A 17,020-nucleotide genomic window follows, 5' to 3' on the forward strand; every position below is an offset into this window, starting at 1 on the left:
GCCGTTTAAGTTTACGCCAGCCGCAGCAAGACTCGCTGCGTGCTTTGGCGGTGGCAATTAGTGCTTCTGAACACAAATTGCTGAACCCACAACGCGATGTGCCAGAATTATTAGAAACCCTAAAAGCCCAGTTCCCTAAGCTCAGCGATTTTGAACGCGACTTTCCATCACTGTGTTTTGCCTTGGCAACGGGTGTAGGTAAAACCCGCTTGATGGGCGCTTTTATTACCTATTTGTATCAGGTGCATGGCATTCGCAACTATTTTGTGTTGGCACCTAACCTAACTATTTATGAAAAATTGATCAGCGATTTTTCACCAGCCTCACCTAAGTATGTGTTTAAAGGCATTACCGATTTTGTGCTGGCACCACCAGAAGTGATCACCGGTGACAACTATGAAAGCCGTGGCGCTCAGGTACAAAACGACCTATTTGGTTCGGTACGTATTAATGTGTTTAACATTGCCAAAATTAATACTGAAGTGCGCGGCGGCAAGGCACCGCGTATTAAACGCTTAGCCGAAACTTTAGGTGAGAGTTACTTTGAGTACTTATCGAACTTACCTGACTTAGTGCTGTTAATGGATGAGTCACATCGCTATCGTGCAAGCGCGGGTATTAAGGCGTTAAATGATTTAAACCCGACGTTCGCGGTTGAGCTAACGGCAACACCCTTTACCGAATCAAGTCGTGGCCCAGTGCACTTTAAAAATGTGGTGATTGATTATCCACTGGCTTGTGCCATGGATGATGGTTTTGTGAAAGAGCCTGCTGTCGTTACTCAGCGTAACTTTGATGCCAGCCAGTACGATAAAGACGAACTGGAAACCATTAAGTTAATGGATGGTATTCGTTTGCATGAGCAAACCAAAGTGGATTTAACCACTTATGCACATGAAAATGATGCCAAGTTGGTTAAGCCCTTTATGTTGGTGATTGCTCGTGATACCACCCATGCCGCGGGACTTTTAACTAAGCTTGAAAGCGTATTTAAAGGGCGCTACCGCGGTAAAGTAATCCAGGTTGATAGCAGCAAAAAAGAAGAAGAAACTATTCAAGCACTACTAAATGTTGAACATGTGGATGAACCTACCGAGATTGTTATACACGTTAACATGCTAAAAGAAGGTTGGGACGTGACTAACCTGTACACTATCGTGCCACTTCGCGCCGCCAACGCCAGAACCCTAATTGAACAGTCAATTGGCCGTGGTTTACGTTTACCTTATGGCAAACGCACGGGTGTTGAAGCCGTCGATACGCTAAGTATTGTCGCCCACGACAAATTCCAAGAAATTGTTGATGAGGCTAATGACCCGAACAATCCTCTGCGCCTGAAAACACGCGTATTAGATCGCCCAGAAGATGATGTAACCAAACAAAGTGTGCAGGTGAAATCGAACCTAGAGCAGCAACTGACTGGTTCAGGCGTAACCGCTACCGGTGCAGACGGTAACCGTGAGGTACAAGAATCTAAAGCCACTTATATCACGCCTAACCAACAAACCGTTGCCCGCGCTGCATTGGGCGTGATCAAGCAATATCAAACACGCCCTACCGATGCGCCAACCAGTAAAGCGCTGTTAACGACTGAGGTAAAAGCACAGATCACCGAGCAGGTGAAAGCCCAGTTAACTCAAGAGCAACGGGAGCTATTTACCGAAGAGTCGGTGGATATTGCGGCGATTGTTGAGCAAGTCACCCAGCTTACGGTGGATAACACCATAGATATTCCGCGTATTGTTGTTTCACCATCAGGTGAAGTGCGTACCGGCTATCACCCGTTTGATTTAGACATTGAATCCGTAAGTACCTTAAAGCCATTAGATAATGCACTTATCCAGCAAATGTTAGGCAAAAGCAAAAACAAAGTGCGTACTTTTGAAGATGGGTATTTGGCTGAAGATGAACCATTTAAGCAAAACTATATTCTTAGAAGATTATTTGAATACGATAGTATTCCCTATGACGAACACTCCGAATTACTTTACCAACTGGCTAGCCAAGCTGTTGAAGCGCTCCTAGATGCTAATAATGAAGACTCAGTAGTTGAAAACATATTGAAGTCTCAAGGTCACAAAATTGCAGAGTTAATTTATGCGCAACTAAACAAACACTTCTTTGAGGAAGCAACTGAGTACGTTGTAGATGTACGCAGTGGCTTTAGCACCTTACGTGACTGCGCTTACACCATAGCGCAAGACCAGCCGGTGCAAAACTACCGTGATACAGTGCGCGATGTCAGTCGCATCAAACAAATGCTCTTTGGTGGTTTTAGCCGTTGTTTATACCCATTGCAAAAGTTTGATTCAGACACTGAACGCCGCTTTGCGGTGATATTAGAGCGTGACTGCGAGAAATGGTTTAAGCCCGCCAAAGGCCAATTCAAGATGTACTACAAACGCGGTAGCGAGCATCCTGAATACGTGCCGGATTTCGTTGCTGAAACCGCCGACTATGTCTTGATGATTGAAACCAAAAGTACCCAACATCAAAACCAAGATGGCAGTTGGAATGAGGAAGTCACTGAAAAAGCCCGTAGCGGAGTGAAATGGTGCAGTCATGCCAGTGAGTATCTAGCCCAACACAGTGGCAAACCTTGGAAGTACTTACTCATTCCGCATGATGCAGTGAAAGAAGCTAATTCATTGGCTTACTTTGCTACCGTGTTTAATCAAAAAGAATAGTGCAGGGTTGAATAATCTAAAATCGGCGACTAAAAGACATAAGGCGCTTTGAAAATGTTAATAGCAAAAGTGAGCACTCAAGTGCTCACTTTAACAAGGAATAACGAATGAGTATCAAACGAGTAAAACCTGTTAAGCAAGGGGATTTAGATGGCGCTTGTGGTTTTTATGCAATTGTAAATGCGCTTAAAACACTTGAACCAGCATTTGATGAGCAGGAACTATTTACACAAGTTATTGGTGGCTATATGCAAGATGGCGATTTTAATAGCTTTTTTAATGGAACAAGGCGCGGAACAATTAAAAATACCTTAAGCCGAGTGATTGATTATATCAATGGGCAGTATGATTTATTTGATGACAAAACCGCAGAGCTTTACAGGCTCAAATTTTCAATTCCTTTTTGGCATAAAGACACAGCCCGAACAAGAAAGTCAGTATTGAAAGAAATTCAGCAAGCTGACAACGGCAAAAATCTTGTGTGTATCATAGGCTATGACCTTCAATATGGTGGGCACTGGTCAGTGGTTAAGAAAGTATCAGATAAAGGGTTGCATATGGTTGATTCATCATACGAAAAATCAATTATTCCTTTAGCTGAAATGAGAGTCGACAGCAATCAGAAACCTAGTAAATTAAAACCATATAATTTATGTTCTGACGACATATTTATCATAGAAAAGCAGTGGTTGGGTGATGTCTTTCATGATTAATACAAAAGGTTTAATCAGGAAGCTATTTTGTTAGTAACTGATTAAATTTTGACTATATTCAACAGATACAGTTAATTCTTAGTACCACAAGGACAATAAATGGATAGCAATAAGCAAGCGACTCAGACTAAAAGCGAGCTTCGTGAACAAAGATTACAGGAATTATTAAATAGCTGCCAAGAGCAAGTGATACAACAAATAATTGGTCCTTTTGGACTGACCCCCGCAATGTTTGATGATAAGCGCGGTGGGAACGTAACTACCCAACATAATGCAAACCAGGGGATTTTTGCTAAAGAGTCAGAAGAATACAGCCGCGTTGATTATGACTACAGTCAAGCTAAAAGGGATAAAATGAAGGAGGCAGTGCAAAATGGCACGATGAATAGTCAGGTTTTCATAGATGAATACACTGGCAAAACGGAATCTACTCAAAGAACCACTTCTACAGGTAAGCTGGGTACGAATGCCGAGTTGGATCATACAAAACCAGTAGCGGAAATCCATAAAGGTGGTGGTTGGATGATGGATAAAGACGGTAGAAAAGCAGTCGCGTCTGAGAAAGATAACCTCCATTACACCACAATGGAAAATAACAGGAAAAAGAGTGACTTGTCTGCTGAAGACGCTTTGTCTGCTGAGAACGGATACGATCCTTCGGTCACACAACCTATAATAGATAAAGCAAATGAAGCAGTTGAAAAACACATGCCAACCGCGATGGAGCGCATGCAATACCATGGTAAAGAGCTCGCGATAACAGGAGCTAAAGAGGCGAGTAAAAATGCGTTACGCCAAGCTTTAGGTGTTTTGCTGCACGAATTTGTTCAAGGCTCATTTGTCGAGCTAAAACAATTGATGTCTCATCCTAATGATCAATCTTTAATTGAACGTTTAATATCAGCCTTTAAACGTGTAGCAGAACGAGTAATTTCAAAGCTCAAACACGCTTTAGAGTCGGCTTTAAAAGGAGGTGTTCAAGGGTTTGTTAGTAATCTTCTTACGTTTATCATCAACTCTGTTGTTACAACTTCTGCTAAGGTGGTTACCATAATTCGTGAAAGCATGAAAGGCTTGTGGGAGGCTTTAACTCTGCTAGTTAAGCCACCCAAAGAACAACCCTATAGCGAAGTGTGCCGTCAGGTTACCAAAATTTTTGCAGGTATTGTAACTATGGGGCTCGGTATGATGTTTGAAGAATCCATTAAGGGATTTATTATGTCGATTCCGATCTTAACGCCAATTGCCGATGTTATCTCACTTGCCGTATCAGGAATACTGACAGGGATAACTACAGCTTTGGTTATCTACGGAATTGATCGCTTCTTTGATTGGTTATCATCAACCGGAACTGAATTGTTACAAGCAAAAGAAGCTCATTTAGACGAACTCAAAAATAATTTTCATCAGATGGCGAACTGGATTGAATCACAGTATCAATGCTCTACAGAATATCGTCAGATTGCCGCTGAATATGGAATGATTGAACGCAATTTACATCGTGCTTCAGAGCAATCACATCAAACTCTTGATAGTGGTAGCCGTATGTTGGAGAGTCGTGCGATAGCAATTAGCAATTTGGAACAAGAAATTGAAAAACATCGCAGTCAGCAAGACGAGTTAGACCGGCTAATGCAAGCTTATTTTGAGTCAAAGGAGACCGATAGATGAGTACTGAGCTTAAACAAGTCGTTCAATCAATGTCTCAGGTTTCAATTCCCCAAGAAATCTTAAACAAAGTTGATATGAAAAATCTTCTGCAAGGTTTTTCGGATGACTACAAAAAACTAGATGATTTAAAGAAAGCTAGATCTCAGCATGAAGATAGAAGCATGATTGGTCGCTGGTTGAACAACGGTGAACTTGAAAATGCACAGCTTGATGCCGCAGAGTTACAGGCCAGTTTTTCGAAAAAGTTAGGCCAGTTGATGGTTATTTCTGTTGCACAATCTCAGCAACTTCACCAACAGCAAGTAGATTTGTCAGGTCAGCAAAAAATCATTAAAAAACAAACTGAGCAGTTAGCTGACAATGATGAGAACTTAAAAACGCAGCAGCTTAGTTTAGAGCAGCAAAATGTAAAGCTTGAAAATTTAGTTAACGAGTATTTTGAATTAAAGGGGTTAACTCAGGATGGTGCTCTGCAATTAATTAAAATTGCCAATGAAGTTAAAGAAACCAAAGAGTATTTGGCTAATGATTTTGAAATACGGATGCAGGAAATAGAAAGGATTCGTCAAAATATTCTCATCGAACAATCTGAGTTGAAGAGTCACCAAATTCAGCAACTGAATATTTTTGCTGACGATGCAAAGCAGCGTTTGGAAGACTATCGACATTTGATAGATCAAACTGTTAAGCAGGCTTCTGATCAAATTCGCTTAACAGAGCAACAGCTGCAGTTAGCAATGAATACGGTAGAAGAGCGAATAGATGAGACATTGTTAACTTCGATGGGAGAGCAAAAACAACAATTAGCAGAATATGATCTGGGTTGGCGAGACAATAGGGACGAAATACTCGCGGTATTGAATCAATGCCAGAATGATAGTGAGAACGCGATTCAACTACAAAATAGCCGACTCGAGGAGCTGCGAGACGATAATGCCCAATTACAACAAAAACTAAATAAACAGGAACAGCAGAATACTCAGCAATTGGACGTATTACATTCATTATTAGATACTCTGAAAACAGAATCCGAGAAGCGTGAACTTTATTGGCAGCAACGCTGGAAATTAATGACAAGTTCAATAGCTGGTATTGCGACTACTTTAGCCGCAATAATAGGTTATTGGGCTTATATGAGTTACTATTAATGAACCTATGGGAGCTTGACTGGCTAAGCTGTGTTCTGTGAGTTAGAATGATGAGAGCTTATGCTTTTCATCAGCCGTCCAATTTTACCGTACATTTTTTTACACACCCAGTTGGGCGAGGTTATAGCAACTTCGCCCTCGGCAAATACGACAAAACGCCATATATCCGCTAATTTATTAAACTCTATACTTAGCAAGGTCTCATCTTTGGTTGAATCAATGTCGTGATTGAATCTGTTAGTGGTTAGATAGCCGCTTATGCGGTCGGTTAAATTGGAGCATTTTGCTTGTACCTTTATTGTGGTTAAGGTTTCACTGTTAAGTTGTGCGGTTTCAGACTTTAGCTCTACGTCTAGAATGTCCATAAGTTTTAGCTCTGAAACTTTTAAGCTCAATTCACTTAAACGAACAAAATATTTTGCAGGGTTGTGGTTATAATCTACCCGCCAAATTTCTGCATTTGGATAGGTTTTGTTTACCTTGATTTGGCCGAATATTCGTCTGTTTAGGCTTAAGCGTATTTTGCGTTTTTTTACTAAGGCTAATATGAGTTTGGCTTCGTTTTTATCGGCACCCGTCATTTTATTCAGTGCTTGTTGGCCTGATAGCTCTTTTAGTACACTTTCGGCGGCCGTAAAATAATTACTCAGTGGCTCAAGCAGGTGGTCGGCTAGTTGGGGCTCCAATACCTGCTTTATCAACAAAAATTGAATGGCTGTGCGTGCCGACATGCTGTTAAGTGCATTGGCGCGCCAAGTTTTGTTGTAGCTCCAGCCGTAAGGTTTACTGCGTTGGTCTAGCTCTATACCAAAGTTACCTGCATTGTATAAATGCTGTAAGTCGCGTTGAATAGAGCGCACACTGGTTGTTTCGCCTTCTGCTATTAATTTGGCGTATAAATCTTGCGTGGTAATTTTTTGTGGTGACCTTGGCAAAAACTGCAACATGGTCATCACGCGCTCTAACAGTTCAACTTTCATAACAGGTATCTTCAAGTAGCTTGAATAGCAGTTTAATACGAGTTAACGGCAAAATGCGTCGTTAACCAAAGTGGATACGTTTAAATCAAACTTAGGTTCGTTTTCTAGCGCGCCACTGAGTATAAAAAACACCTCAATATCTTCTTTGGCCTCGTCGGTTTGGTGTAGCCCTATAATTAACAATGCATTTTCTGCAATATGTTGTTGAATCATATCGCCAATGGTTTGTAAATCCAGCAAGTTAAAGTTGCTACCTGCATTAATTTGTACCAGTGCAGCATGGCTGCGCCTTATGTAAGCATGTAATGCTAATGGGTTGATAAGCTGCGTATGGCTAATACTGTCTATAGCTTGGTGATTAATACTCAGTTGATTGATGTGCACAAAGCTTGGCTCTGTCAGTACTGCTTTAACATCGTTCATATCTAGGTTAATTAAACTGACTTTAGTTAAAATATCGACCACACCAGATAAACAGGTTAAGTTAGCTTGGTTCGATTGTTTAAAACATTCAAGCAAAGTGGTTTTGCCACCAAATATGCTGCGTAACAAGTTATTCTGAATAACTTGAATGGCATTACACAAGCCGGTTATTTTTTGCAGTGCGGCTTGTGCCTGCTGCATACGTTTTTTGCCCTCAAACTCAAAGGGTAGGGTGACAATACAGCAAGTTAATATGTTGGCTTGTTCAATCAGTTTTGCAATAACTGGTAATGCGCCGCTGCCAGTACCGCCGCCAAGGCCTGCGGTTAATACAATAAAATCGTAACCTGATACCAATGCTTCTAGTTGTTTAGACGACTCTAAAGCCGCAGCTTCGCCAACTTGTGGTAAGGCGCCAGCACCTAAGCCTCGTGTGGTTTGCTCGCCAATTTGAATATATTCAATGCCATCTTGCTGGTGGCTTACAATGTCAGTATTTAACGCAAATAAGCTTGCTTGACTTGCAAAACCCGCTTGGGCAATCAAACGCACATTGTTGCAGCCACAGCCGCCTACACCAATTACCGCGACAAATGCATCATTCATATCAACCTCTTAAATTTGTTTATTATTTTGTTGATTTCAGTATGCATTTGGCTGCGCCAGAGTGTGTCGCATTGCGCTAGGCATTGTTAAAAAAACACGGTATAACAGGCGGTAATAGAATTATAGGGCGGATAAGAAATGGATGACCTTCAATTAAAAGTGCTGGATTGTTTGCGCCAAAGCACTAGGCCGAAAACGAAAAAAGAAATTTATCAATATTGTAGCGATGCATCGGAAGATGTCAGCCAACGTTCAGTTGAACGTGCTGTCAATAAGTTAGCTGAACTAAATTACATAGAGCCAGTTGACGCGACCAAACAACGTAACCAGCAATGGCAACTCTGCCTAGAAAGTGCATTGTTTAGTGCCAGTTTATCGGCTTTTGATGCACTGATGATTAAACTTTTATACCAACATAGCCGAGCCATTTTGCCAGTATCAAACTTTAGTCAAGTGTTGTTAGACAGTGCTGAGTTGGTTATTGATAAACTACCGCCTAGCTCGCCGTATCGAAAATGGCATAAAAAAGTTTTTATAGAGCAACGAGGCCAGCCGCTGCTGCCCCCAGAAATTGAAGATGAAATACAAACAACTTGCTACCAAGCCTTGTTTAATGAAACAGCGCTGAAAATTCAATATAAATCCAAGTCTGAAACGAGTGATGTTAGTCAGTGGCGTACGGTTTATCCTGTGGGCTTAGTGATCCGCTCGCATATTCATTATTTAGTTGTGCAGTTTCAAGGCAATGAACAAGCGTATTATTTATTATCAATGCACCGCATAGTGGCGGCGGACAGTACCAGTGATACTTTTGATTATCCTCAAAACTTTGAATTGAACCGCTATGTTCAGCAAGGTAGAACTGGGTTGGCGTATACCGACAAAACTGTTGAAATTAAGCTTAAATTTTATGATTTTGCCCGCAATATAGTCGCAGAAAGCCCAATTAACGACACAATGAAGTGGTTAGAAAGTGGCGAGAACTATACCTTTTATTCTGTAGAGTTAGTGCCAAACTACGATTTTGAAAGTTGGTTATTGAGTTTAGCTGAGTGTGTGGAAGTGGTGGAGCCTGAGCATTTTAGGGAGCATATGCGCCAGCGATTATCGCAAGCGCTTGAGTTGTATGGTGTTAATAAAAAGCCTAACTAGCTTGAAAGGTGGAATAATGCTCATCCCTATTCCACGAAACAGGCCGCTCGCCCAATGCAAAAAAGTCTCGAATTAGCCGCTGTGTTGGTTCGTTATGCAGTTGTTTGTCCATATACACAATTGGAAACTGATTTTTTTGATGGTACAGCACTCTGCCACGCGGTAATTGCTGATATTCATAGTGAATAATTTCAGGATATTGCTCGCGCAAATAGCCGCTATGCTCCCATAAATCTATGTGGGTATCAGGGCTGTCGATGATATTTTTATAGCCTTCAATACCTTGGTTTATGTCGATGGCGCGGCCGATGATTTGTTGCTTGTATAACCAAAAAATACCAATTTTCATAAAGACGTTTCTCCCCATGATTTTCAAATGCCAGACGATCTAATCGCTACGATTAATCTTCATTCTTGAGACATTCGTTAGCTTTAAATATTTTGGTAATCGGTCTGATTAGCTGTGGCATGTGTTCTCCTGTGTATTTAGGTTAGTGCTTGCGTCGAAATTTACATGCCTACAGCTTATACATTCTTAGCGACAAATCATGTCGCTAAGTTTGTGTTTGGTTATGCAAAGGTGATTTTCCACGAGTCGGGGATTAGCGAAGTTTGATGTTGGCTAAGTCCTTCATAGACTTCGTTTACAGCTTTGCGAATGCTTGAGGTTCTATCGATATTTTGATTGCCAATCAAGTGGTAGAGTCGCCAGTTTTCATTTTTTAGGTAATCACGAATTTTACTAATTTCGTTAGGCGATAAATAAATAGTTTGGTCATTGATAGATTGCGATGATTTAACTTCTACTAAACACAATTGCATTTGGCCTTCACTATATTCAGGTAATATCACATCAAAGCCTAAACCATCACCAATAGATGTGGATACTTGCAGTATCTCTAGCCATTTTGATTTACCGGTAGAGTTTTGAAGTTGTTTAAGCTGGTCTTTAAAATTGGATAAGTCTAACTCTTTGAATATCTCTGAAGCTAAGAATTCACGTTCGATAGTCTCGGTCAAAGTTTCTGACCAATCAGGTAATTCCTTCTCTAGTAATTTTAAGGCGTTATATATTACTTGTTGCTCGGCTTTTATTCCTCGTTGCTGCTGCTCTTTTGCTGTTGTCAGCCTTTGTTCTGATGATACTTTTCTCGCATGTGTCGTGTTAGATTTAGACAAAATTGGATTAGATTTAGCTGTTGCACTATTATCCTGCACCTTTATCAAGTCGCTGGTCATTTCTAGTTGCATTGCTAATTGAGCGTCAGCAAATTGTTTTTTTGCATCTTCAAACGCTAATTTATTTACTGTATCTGCGGTAAAAAGTTGATAAATATCTTGTTCGGTTAGAACAAACTTATCGAATTCTGGTGGTTGTGCGTCATCGCTAAGTTTGCTCAGTTTTGAACGATATATTTGTTCCAGTTGCTCTGGGTTTTTATTGCCTTCGGCCTGATTTAGATATAACCAGCAAATTATCTTATCTTTAATACGTTCAATGTTCAGTAGGTGATGGTTAGTTGGTTTTAATGCCGCGAAGAGATTTTTGATTTTTTCACTACAGTTTGAATCACTTTGTACGAATTCATTTAACTGGCTAAATGTTTTATCACTAGCATGCGTTTGATAAAACTTAAGTGTTAGATAGTCCATTGGCTGTGCATTTGTGAGTTCTGCTGGCTTCAACTGGCTATCAATTAATTCCTTAAACTGTGTTAGCTCGCTGACTGACAGTGTATGCTGCTCAATAAAAGCTTGTGTTTCGGTTATATCTGATTCGTCAATGCCCAAGCTAGTTAAGTAATCTGTTTGTGCATTTTCGATTGTTTTAGTTTTGGTTAAATGATGTTTTAGTAATAAAGTTTGCAAACTTGCCCCTAGAACGCGAGTTCGAAATATTGCATCGGCAAACACTTCACCAAATTTGTCGATATCTGGGCTGTTTATTGCATCTTCTAGGTCATGAGCTATTTCTCCGACTCGAAATCGACTGTTTTCATCTTTTGAGTTGCTGCGCTCATCCAAAGCTAAAGGTTTATACAAAACGTCTTTATTACTACCTTCATGTTCTTTGCTTTCATTGATCTTTAATTGAACGTCATCGGCTTTATAAATAACGAGCTGATTCCAGCGTTGCAATACATCTGTTTTTTCTAATTTACTGCCGAGTGTTGCTTCTGCTAGCAATAACATTTCAGCTAACAACTGTGATTGTAAATACTGCTTAAATTCAGTATCCACTTGTTTGCTGTTTTCTGGAGCATAGATTATTTGGTAACTCGGGTTAAATAAGGTGCAGTTTAAATAGTCTTTGGCAAACTTACTGGAAAGGTTGTCATCAGCAATTAAATAAACGCTGTCGGCAGGTAGATGGGCTTTATGTTTTTTCTGCTCTCGGTCAACAAAATAAACTTGTTGGCCGCTGCAGCGGTAATCATCTTTTTTGCCATCAGACACTAATACTGGCAGGTTTTGCAGTTGATCTTTGATAGCACTTGAATCATCTAGACGAGCCAAGCGATACACCAGCTGTTTGTATAAGGTTTTATGTTCTGTTGTTATGCTATTTTCTTTGCTTAGGGCTGCTAGTGCATTAATCAGTTTATCTGCATTTATTGTGTTTTCTATTTCAGCAATTTCAAATACGCGGTGAAGATCATGATAGTCATGGTTTTTACTGGCTTGTCCTATTGCTGGGCGTTTATGCTGGTCGTTAAATAAAAACGTTTGTTTAGGTGTGCAAAATTGCTGATTTATCTCGTCAAAATACCATGCTTGTTCAATTAATTGCGTTTTTAATTCATCAAGTATATTTGACGACAATTGTTGCCAAACAGGCAAACTCATCGCGATAAGGTTTTTATAGTTTGGCTGATGGGTTGTTATGTCATTTTGCGTTGAAATATTAAACCCTAGTTTTATTGGCTGGGTATCTGATTCACGACAAATGGGTAATACCTGCCATATGCCAAACAAATTATAGATTTGTGTTTGTTTGGTTTTAAATTTATCAATTATTTGAGTACATTTAGCTAAATCTAAAATGGCAAAATCTTCATGCAAAATAGATTTGCCAACTGTCTGTCCTGTATAACAGTAGCGTGCTGGACGCCATTTTCCACCTTCACATGGAAATTTAATTTTGCTGACTTGTGCAAGTAATGAGTTGTTTCTGTCTTTTGCATTTTTATTAAATGCATCTAAATTCATGCTTTGTGATTTTTCAATTTGCTCGTGTAACAACTGCATGCTCAGCTTCAGAGTGTCAGTATAAATTGCCTCTATATTGAAATTTTCACTATTGTGTTGTGGATAAGCGCTGGTTAATTGCCTGATAATCTCAATGGTTGAAAAAGGTTTTATGTAGTTAAGTGCTTTTAAAAATTCAAGTTCGTTATAGTCGGTGATGGTAACATGCCTGATATTTTGGAATGCAGCTGGCGCAACTATGGCTTGCTGTGCGTCGTTTGTTTGGTTGCCTTTTAAAAATATTGCTTGGTTAATGTTATTGTCGTGGTTAATGCGGCTGGACAATGGCACTACACCGCTATAAGTGGGGATTATTTTTATTTCATCGTCACAAAACGTTTCGCAAGCAAGTTTTTGCTTATCTTCTAATTCTTTGACGCTGGGTAGGCGTTTATGTTTAGCTCGTAACTTTGTTTCAATTCTATCAAGCCATATTTTTAGTGCTTGTAATGCGTGTTCACATCGTTGTGGTATTTCCCCGTTTTCCGCTGAGTTAATATTATCGCCTGTTGTTAAATTTGTTTGTGAGTAGGCTTGTTTTAAAATTGATTTGAGCAAGCGGGTATCTTGCAAGTTAAACAACTGTTTTTCTAATTCGTCACTGAAAGGGCTTTTATTATCTAGCTGCAAAAACAAAGCAAAATGTGGCAGGTTAATAATGCTGTTATCTTGTAAGGCTGCTATAAATAATTGTGCTGCGTGATTCAGTAATAATTGGTTGTATGGGTTATTGTTAAAATCAATTTGTTTGCGCGACACATCTAATAAAAAATCAGCATGAATAATAACACTGTGCGCACAACGAACTTCAGTTGGTAGGTAGCAATAAAATTGCGGGTGAAATTCGTTCGATTTAGCTAACTCAGCTTCTAATGGCAAAGCAATTGATAGGGTTGGTTGCGAAATAGGGTAGTTGAGTGCTTTGGCTTGTTCGCTTAATTCTTTTAACTCTTCGGGTGTGAAATTTTTCTCAAATGTTCGCCATTGGCCAATTTTATCTTGAGTTGACAGTGTTTTTAAAAATTCAGCAGGTTGCTCACTTTCATCAGATGAGTTTTGATTCGGAGTGATTTTTAGTGTTAGAACAACATTTTTATTCCGCGCGCTAGCTAGTTGATTGATAAAAATAAGTTGGTGTTGGGCAAATGCTTTAATTTTTTCGGCTAAATCTTTTAATTTATTTTTTGGTATATCGTTAAAACGAATGATGGTTTGTGGTGTTTTATTGTCAAAACATACTGGTGAAAATAGCTCGTTAATATTCGTTAGTTGTTTTGGGAAATAAAACGAAGGTACACAGTGACCATTATTTTGGCCATTAGCGAGTTTTTGCTGAATACCTTCATTGTTCAACCAACTTGTAATGTTTGGCTCATTGTGAAATTGTTGTGATAGTTCGTTTGAGGTTAGATCTCGGCGAATGTTAAATCCCCACTTTATACCATCTTTAATACTGGCTATGTCAACACTTTGGGTGTATTCCCAGCAAGATTTAAAACCAACGCCTTTGTTACCGATAGACTCACCAACTTTTTTACTGCTGGAGTGGGTGGTTAATAGCGCATGAAAATCTGATTTTTTATCAAAGCTTTTTGGGAAAATTGAAAATCCTTGTCCGTCATTTGCAATCATTAAGCTGCGCTTATTTTCATCTAACACTATCCAAATATTTGATTCAGCTCTGTCTATCGCGTTTTGAAAAAATTCAAAAATCGCTCGACCTCGATAGTCATTGGTAATGGATTGCTCAATATTAATGTCGCGTTCTAAATCTGAATAATGTTTTTGGGCTGATTCTTTAATGTGTTCCGCTATAATATTATCGATTGATGTCATGTTAACTCCTTGTTGTTAATTTTGATTGTGCACTTAATTTGAATTTTTTGAAACTCAATAATCTAAAAGCTAATGCGTCGTGCGCCTCCATTTTTAAGCGATTCTTCAATTTTTAACTGCTCATAAATAAATCCAGAATTTAGTGGTTGGTTTAACACTGTGGCTTGTCTATTAACTTTGGCTAAATCGCCCGGTGCAATCTTGGTGAGTTGTTTTAGCTGATTTTTTGATTAATGCTTGCGCATGGGTTAACAATAAAATTTTTAAAAATCGTGCATATCGTCGTGCATATTTATTCAGCACAGCTGTCTGCTGTCCAACCATATTCAACGCCGTAAAGGCGCTCTAATTCATTTTTTAAACACTCAATAAATTCCTACTAGTATCCAATCAAAGTAATTTGGTCTCTTTGGATTTCTGCGTTTGTTTTGCGCCTTTATTTCTTGTCCGGTTAATCAAGGGTTCTAAATTGCACCTATTGCAGTGTCCAGTGCACCAGTATAAAGGTTAAACCGTAAAGGATAGATACATGAATAAACCAGTTTCAACGCGTTACATTAAATTAGAACAATTGGTCGATTTTGCTATTTACCATCTTGACGCGAGGAAAAGCAATATCGGGATTTGGAGTGATTACCATCAGGCTTTTTTGATTAGCAAATACGAAGGCAGTGTTAAACCTGAAGTATTTTTTGAAACACACTGGGATACTGTCAATGAATTGGGTTATTGGGGGACTGCCAAACCACTGAAACAATTGGCTATCTGCCCTGATAAATATAGAGCAATTGTATCGTCTGATGCATGGCGATCTAATTCTGCTATCGCCACTGTACTTGATTATCTTGATAATTTAGAAGCCGAATTAACTTCCGACTATAACCTAAATTTATTACAGCAGCGGCAGAAGCAGGCTTTTGGTTGGCGCGATTATCAAATAAAGCAGCGTAATAGTGTTATTGGAAATTCAAGTGTCCCAAATGCCGTGGTGTAATGCAGCCAAATGTTTTGTTGTTTGCTGATGATGGGATTGATTATTCCATTATACAAGCTCAAAAGTTAGCATTCCGCTCTTGGTTAAGATGAGTTGAGTCTAATAATTTAGTGATTATTGAACTTGGCGCGGGCACTGGTATTCCAACTATTCGGCGCGAAACCGATCGAATACGAAGGCTTAGTTTGCTGGGGTTAACCTGTTCATCACTTATTTAATCATAGTGTTTATCATTTAGATTAATATTTCGGGAATGATCCCCCCACCTTAAATTACTCAGCCGACAACAAGAACTCGCCCCAAGAGTTCAGTAATTCCCGCCGCTGGTCTATGTAATCCGTTCGCCTGTATGCTCGTACTACTTTTGAATCTGTTTTATGAGCAAGCATCATTTCGGCAATTTCATGCGGAGTATTTGTTGTTTCTGCAATCCAATCCCTCAAGCTCGATCTAAAGCCGTGAGGCCTATATTCCAATCCAGCCCTTTTCATAAAAGTCGCCATAGTTGCATCAGAGATCACACCATCTTTTGAATTAGCGAACAAATATCCATTTTTTTCAAATTTCTTTGCTAAAGTTATCAACCTAATTGCTTCTGCTGTCAGTGGTACTTTAAACTCATCAGAAGAACCCTCTCGACCTTTCATTAGTTCAGCGGGCACAGTTAATATCTTGTCTTTAAAGTCGATATATTCATACCTTAAAAATCTAACTGGGGTCGATCTTAGCCCTGTAAGTATCAGTAATTTTAATGCGAGTTGTGAAATAACACTTTCGTCTAGTGAGCCGTAAAACTGAGGCACTTCTTGCCAAGGCATGCTTGGAATATGCATTACTTTGGTTGATTGTTTACCTAAAAGCGCTTTTGCTTTGTCTACGGCTTGCAAGTCTACTTCTAACCCTAGCGCAGCGGCGTGGCGAAATACGATGTTTAATCTATTTAGGGTTTGTCTAGCAGTTTCACTTTTTGTTGCCCAAATGGGTGACAAAGTGTTTCTAATGTCAATTTGATCAATTTCAGAAATAGGCACAGATCCTAGCTTTGGAATAACATGGATAGCTAATGGGCTAAACCACCGGCCATTTTTACCATCACCCCGTAATTCAGCTTTTTTGCTTTCAAATGCATCTAACGCAACATCTTTGAATAAGACCATGTTTTTTTCTGCTGCTCTTTGATCTTTTTCACGTTGTTTAATTGGATCTATTTGTTCTGCAATTTGTTCTCGGTATTTTGATGCAAGTTCTCTAGCCTGTTTCAGTGAAACTGACGGAAAGCTACCAAGGCCCATTTCTCTGCGGCGTTTATGTACTGTAAATCGAAATAGCCATCGGCCTGAATTTTTGCTATTTTTTATCAGTCTTAATCCGCCACCATCTTCATATTGGCCTTTTGGATTATTTTCTACAGCCTTTGCACTTAACCTATGAATTGCTCGCATATCTACCCCCCAATTTACCCCCCAATTGGAGCAAGAATACATTGTATGTTACTGGATTTTGTCGGACAAGCGTTTTCTTAAGTTGTTGTTTTTATTTGTATTGTTTGATTGTGGTGGAC

12 protein-coding genes are annotated in these 17,020 nt (G+C 39.4%); 6 read left to right on the forward strand and 6 right to left on the reverse strand.

The annotated features are described in order from the left end of the window. From DS2_RS09190 to DS2_RS09205, 4 genes are all read left to right on the forward strand, one after another. Positions 1-2,687, forward strand: a 2,687-nt coding sequence (locus DS2_RS09190) for a DEAD/DEAH box helicase (RefSeq protein ID WP_035014453.1), incomplete at its 5' end; no start/stop codon positions are given. Between the two features lie 107 nt (positions 2,688-2,794). Then, on the forward strand, positions 2,795-3,400 hold the full coding sequence (locus DS2_RS09195; protein ID WP_035014454.1) for a hypothetical protein: 606 nt from the start codon (positions 2,795-2,797) through the stop codon (positions 3,398-3,400). A gap of 99 nt (positions 3,401-3,499) precedes the next feature. Beyond that, a complete protein-coding gene (locus tag DS2_RS09200) occupies positions 3,500-5,071 on the forward strand; it encodes a hypothetical protein (RefSeq protein WP_035014455.1) in 1,572 nt (523 codons plus the stop codon). After that, a complete protein-coding gene (locus tag DS2_RS09205; protein WP_035014456.1) occupies positions 5,068-6,219 on the forward strand; it encodes a hypothetical protein in 1,152 nt (383 codons plus the stop codon). The genes DS2_RS09200 and DS2_RS09205 overlap by 4 nt, the downstream gene beginning before the upstream one ends. A gap of 23 nt (positions 6,220-6,242) precedes the next feature. On the opposite strand, the gene DS2_RS19835 is transcribed toward DS2_RS09205, so the two are convergent. Together DS2_RS19835 and DS2_RS09215 are read right to left on the reverse strand one after the other, a co-directional pair. After that, positions 6,243-7,199, reverse strand: a complete 957-nt coding sequence (locus DS2_RS19835; RefSeq protein WP_051479762.1) for a hypothetical protein — start codon at positions 7,197-7,199, stop codon at positions 6,243-6,245. 42 nt (positions 7,200-7,241) lie between these two features. Next, on the reverse strand, positions 7,242-8,228 hold the full coding sequence (locus DS2_RS09215; protein ID WP_035014457.1) for a cell division protein FtsZ: 987 nt from the start codon (positions 8,226-8,228) through the stop codon (positions 7,242-7,244). A 138-nt stretch (positions 8,229-8,366) separates the two neighbouring features. On the opposite strand from DS2_RS09215, the gene DS2_RS09220 reads away from it, so the two are divergent. Further along, the gene (locus DS2_RS09220; protein WP_035014458.1) at positions 8,367-9,380 is read left to right on the forward strand and encodes a helix-turn-helix transcriptional regulator; all 1,014 of its coding nucleotides are present in this window, start codon (positions 8,367-8,369) and stop codon (positions 9,378-9,380) included. Here the strand turns inward: DS2_RS09220 and DS2_RS09225 are convergent. From DS2_RS09225 to DS2_RS20560, 3 genes are all read right to left on the reverse strand, one after another. Then, positions 9,373-9,729: a hypothetical protein gene (locus tag DS2_RS09225; RefSeq protein ID WP_051479763.1), complete on the reverse strand. Its 357-nt coding sequence runs from the start codon at positions 9,727-9,729 to the stop codon at positions 9,373-9,375. The genes DS2_RS09220 and DS2_RS09225 overlap by 8 nt on opposite strands. Before the next feature lie 221 nt (positions 9,730-9,950). After that, positions 9,951-14,465, reverse strand: coding sequence for an ATP-binding protein (locus DS2_RS09230; RefSeq protein ID WP_035014460.1), 4,515 nt, complete (start codon positions 14,463-14,465; stop codon positions 9,951-9,953). 171 nt (positions 14,466-14,636) lie between these two features. Beyond that, positions 14,637-14,789 (reverse strand): hypothetical protein, encoded by a 153-nt coding sequence (locus DS2_RS20560; RefSeq protein WP_160168554.1) that lies wholly within the window; start codon positions 14,787-14,789, stop codon positions 14,637-14,639. Between the two features lie 205 nt (positions 14,790-14,994). Here DS2_RS20560 and DS2_RS09235 point away from each other — a divergent pair, with 205 nt between their 5' ends. After that, entirely contained in the window at positions 14,995-15,459 is a 465-nt protein-coding gene (locus tag DS2_RS09235; RefSeq protein WP_035014461.1) for a hypothetical protein, read from the forward strand. Positions 15,460-15,731: 272 nt separating this feature from the next. Here DS2_RS09235 and DS2_RS09240 read toward each other — a convergent pair whose 3' ends face one another. Beyond that, positions 15,732-16,901 (reverse strand): tyrosine-type recombinase/integrase, encoded by a 1,170-nt coding sequence (locus tag DS2_RS09240; RefSeq protein ID WP_035014462.1) that lies wholly within the window; start codon positions 16,899-16,901, stop codon positions 15,732-15,734. Between the last annotated feature and the right edge of the window lie 119 nt (positions 16,902-17,020).

The sequence above is a fragment of the Catenovulum agarivorans DS-2 genome, from assembly GCF_000568405.1.
Lineage (GTDB): Bacteria > Pseudomonadota > Gammaproteobacteria > Enterobacterales > Alteromonadaceae > Catenovulum > Catenovulum agarivorans_A.

Excerpts from the sequence above, each read along its gene's own strand:
- DS2_RS09215 (WP_035014457.1), bottom strand. The coding sequence starts at position 8,228 with ATGAATGATGCATTTGTCGCGGTAATTGGTGTAGGCGGCTGTGGCTGC.
- DS2_RS09200 (WP_035014455.1), top strand. The coding sequence starts at position 3,500 with ATGGATAGCAATAAGCAAGCGACTCAGACTAAAAGCGAGCTTCGTGAA.
- DS2_RS09240 (WP_035014462.1), bottom strand. The coding sequence starts at position 16,901 with ATGCGAGCAATTCATAGGTTAAGTGCAAAGGCTGTAGAAAATAATCCA.
- DS2_RS09195 (WP_035014454.1), top strand. The coding sequence starts at position 2,795 with ATGAGTATCAAACGAGTAAAACCTGTTAAGCAAGGGGATTTAGATGGC.
- DS2_RS09230 (WP_035014460.1), bottom strand. The coding sequence starts at position 14,465 with ATGACATCAATCGATAATATTATAGCGGAACACATTAAAGAATCAGCC.
- DS2_RS20560 (WP_160168554.1), bottom strand. The coding sequence starts at position 14,789 with ATGGTTGGACAGCAGACAGCTGTGCTGAATAAATATGCACGACGATAT.
- DS2_RS09205 (WP_035014456.1), top strand. The coding sequence starts at position 5,068 with ATGAGTACTGAGCTTAAACAAGTCGTTCAATCAATGTCTCAGGTTTCA.
- DS2_RS09225 (WP_051479763.1), bottom strand. The coding sequence starts at position 9,729 with ATGAAAATTGGTATTTTTTGGTTATACAAGCAACAAATCATCGGCCGC.
- DS2_RS09235 (WP_035014461.1), top strand. The coding sequence starts at position 14,995 with ATGAATAAACCAGTTTCAACGCGTTACATTAAATTAGAACAATTGGTC.
- DS2_RS19835 (WP_051479762.1), bottom strand. The coding sequence starts at position 7,199 with ATGAAAGTTGAACTGTTAGAGCGCGTGATGACCATGTTGCAGTTTTTG.
- DS2_RS09220 (WP_035014458.1), top strand. The coding sequence starts at position 8,367 with ATGGATGACCTTCAATTAAAAGTGCTGGATTGTTTGCGCCAAAGCACT.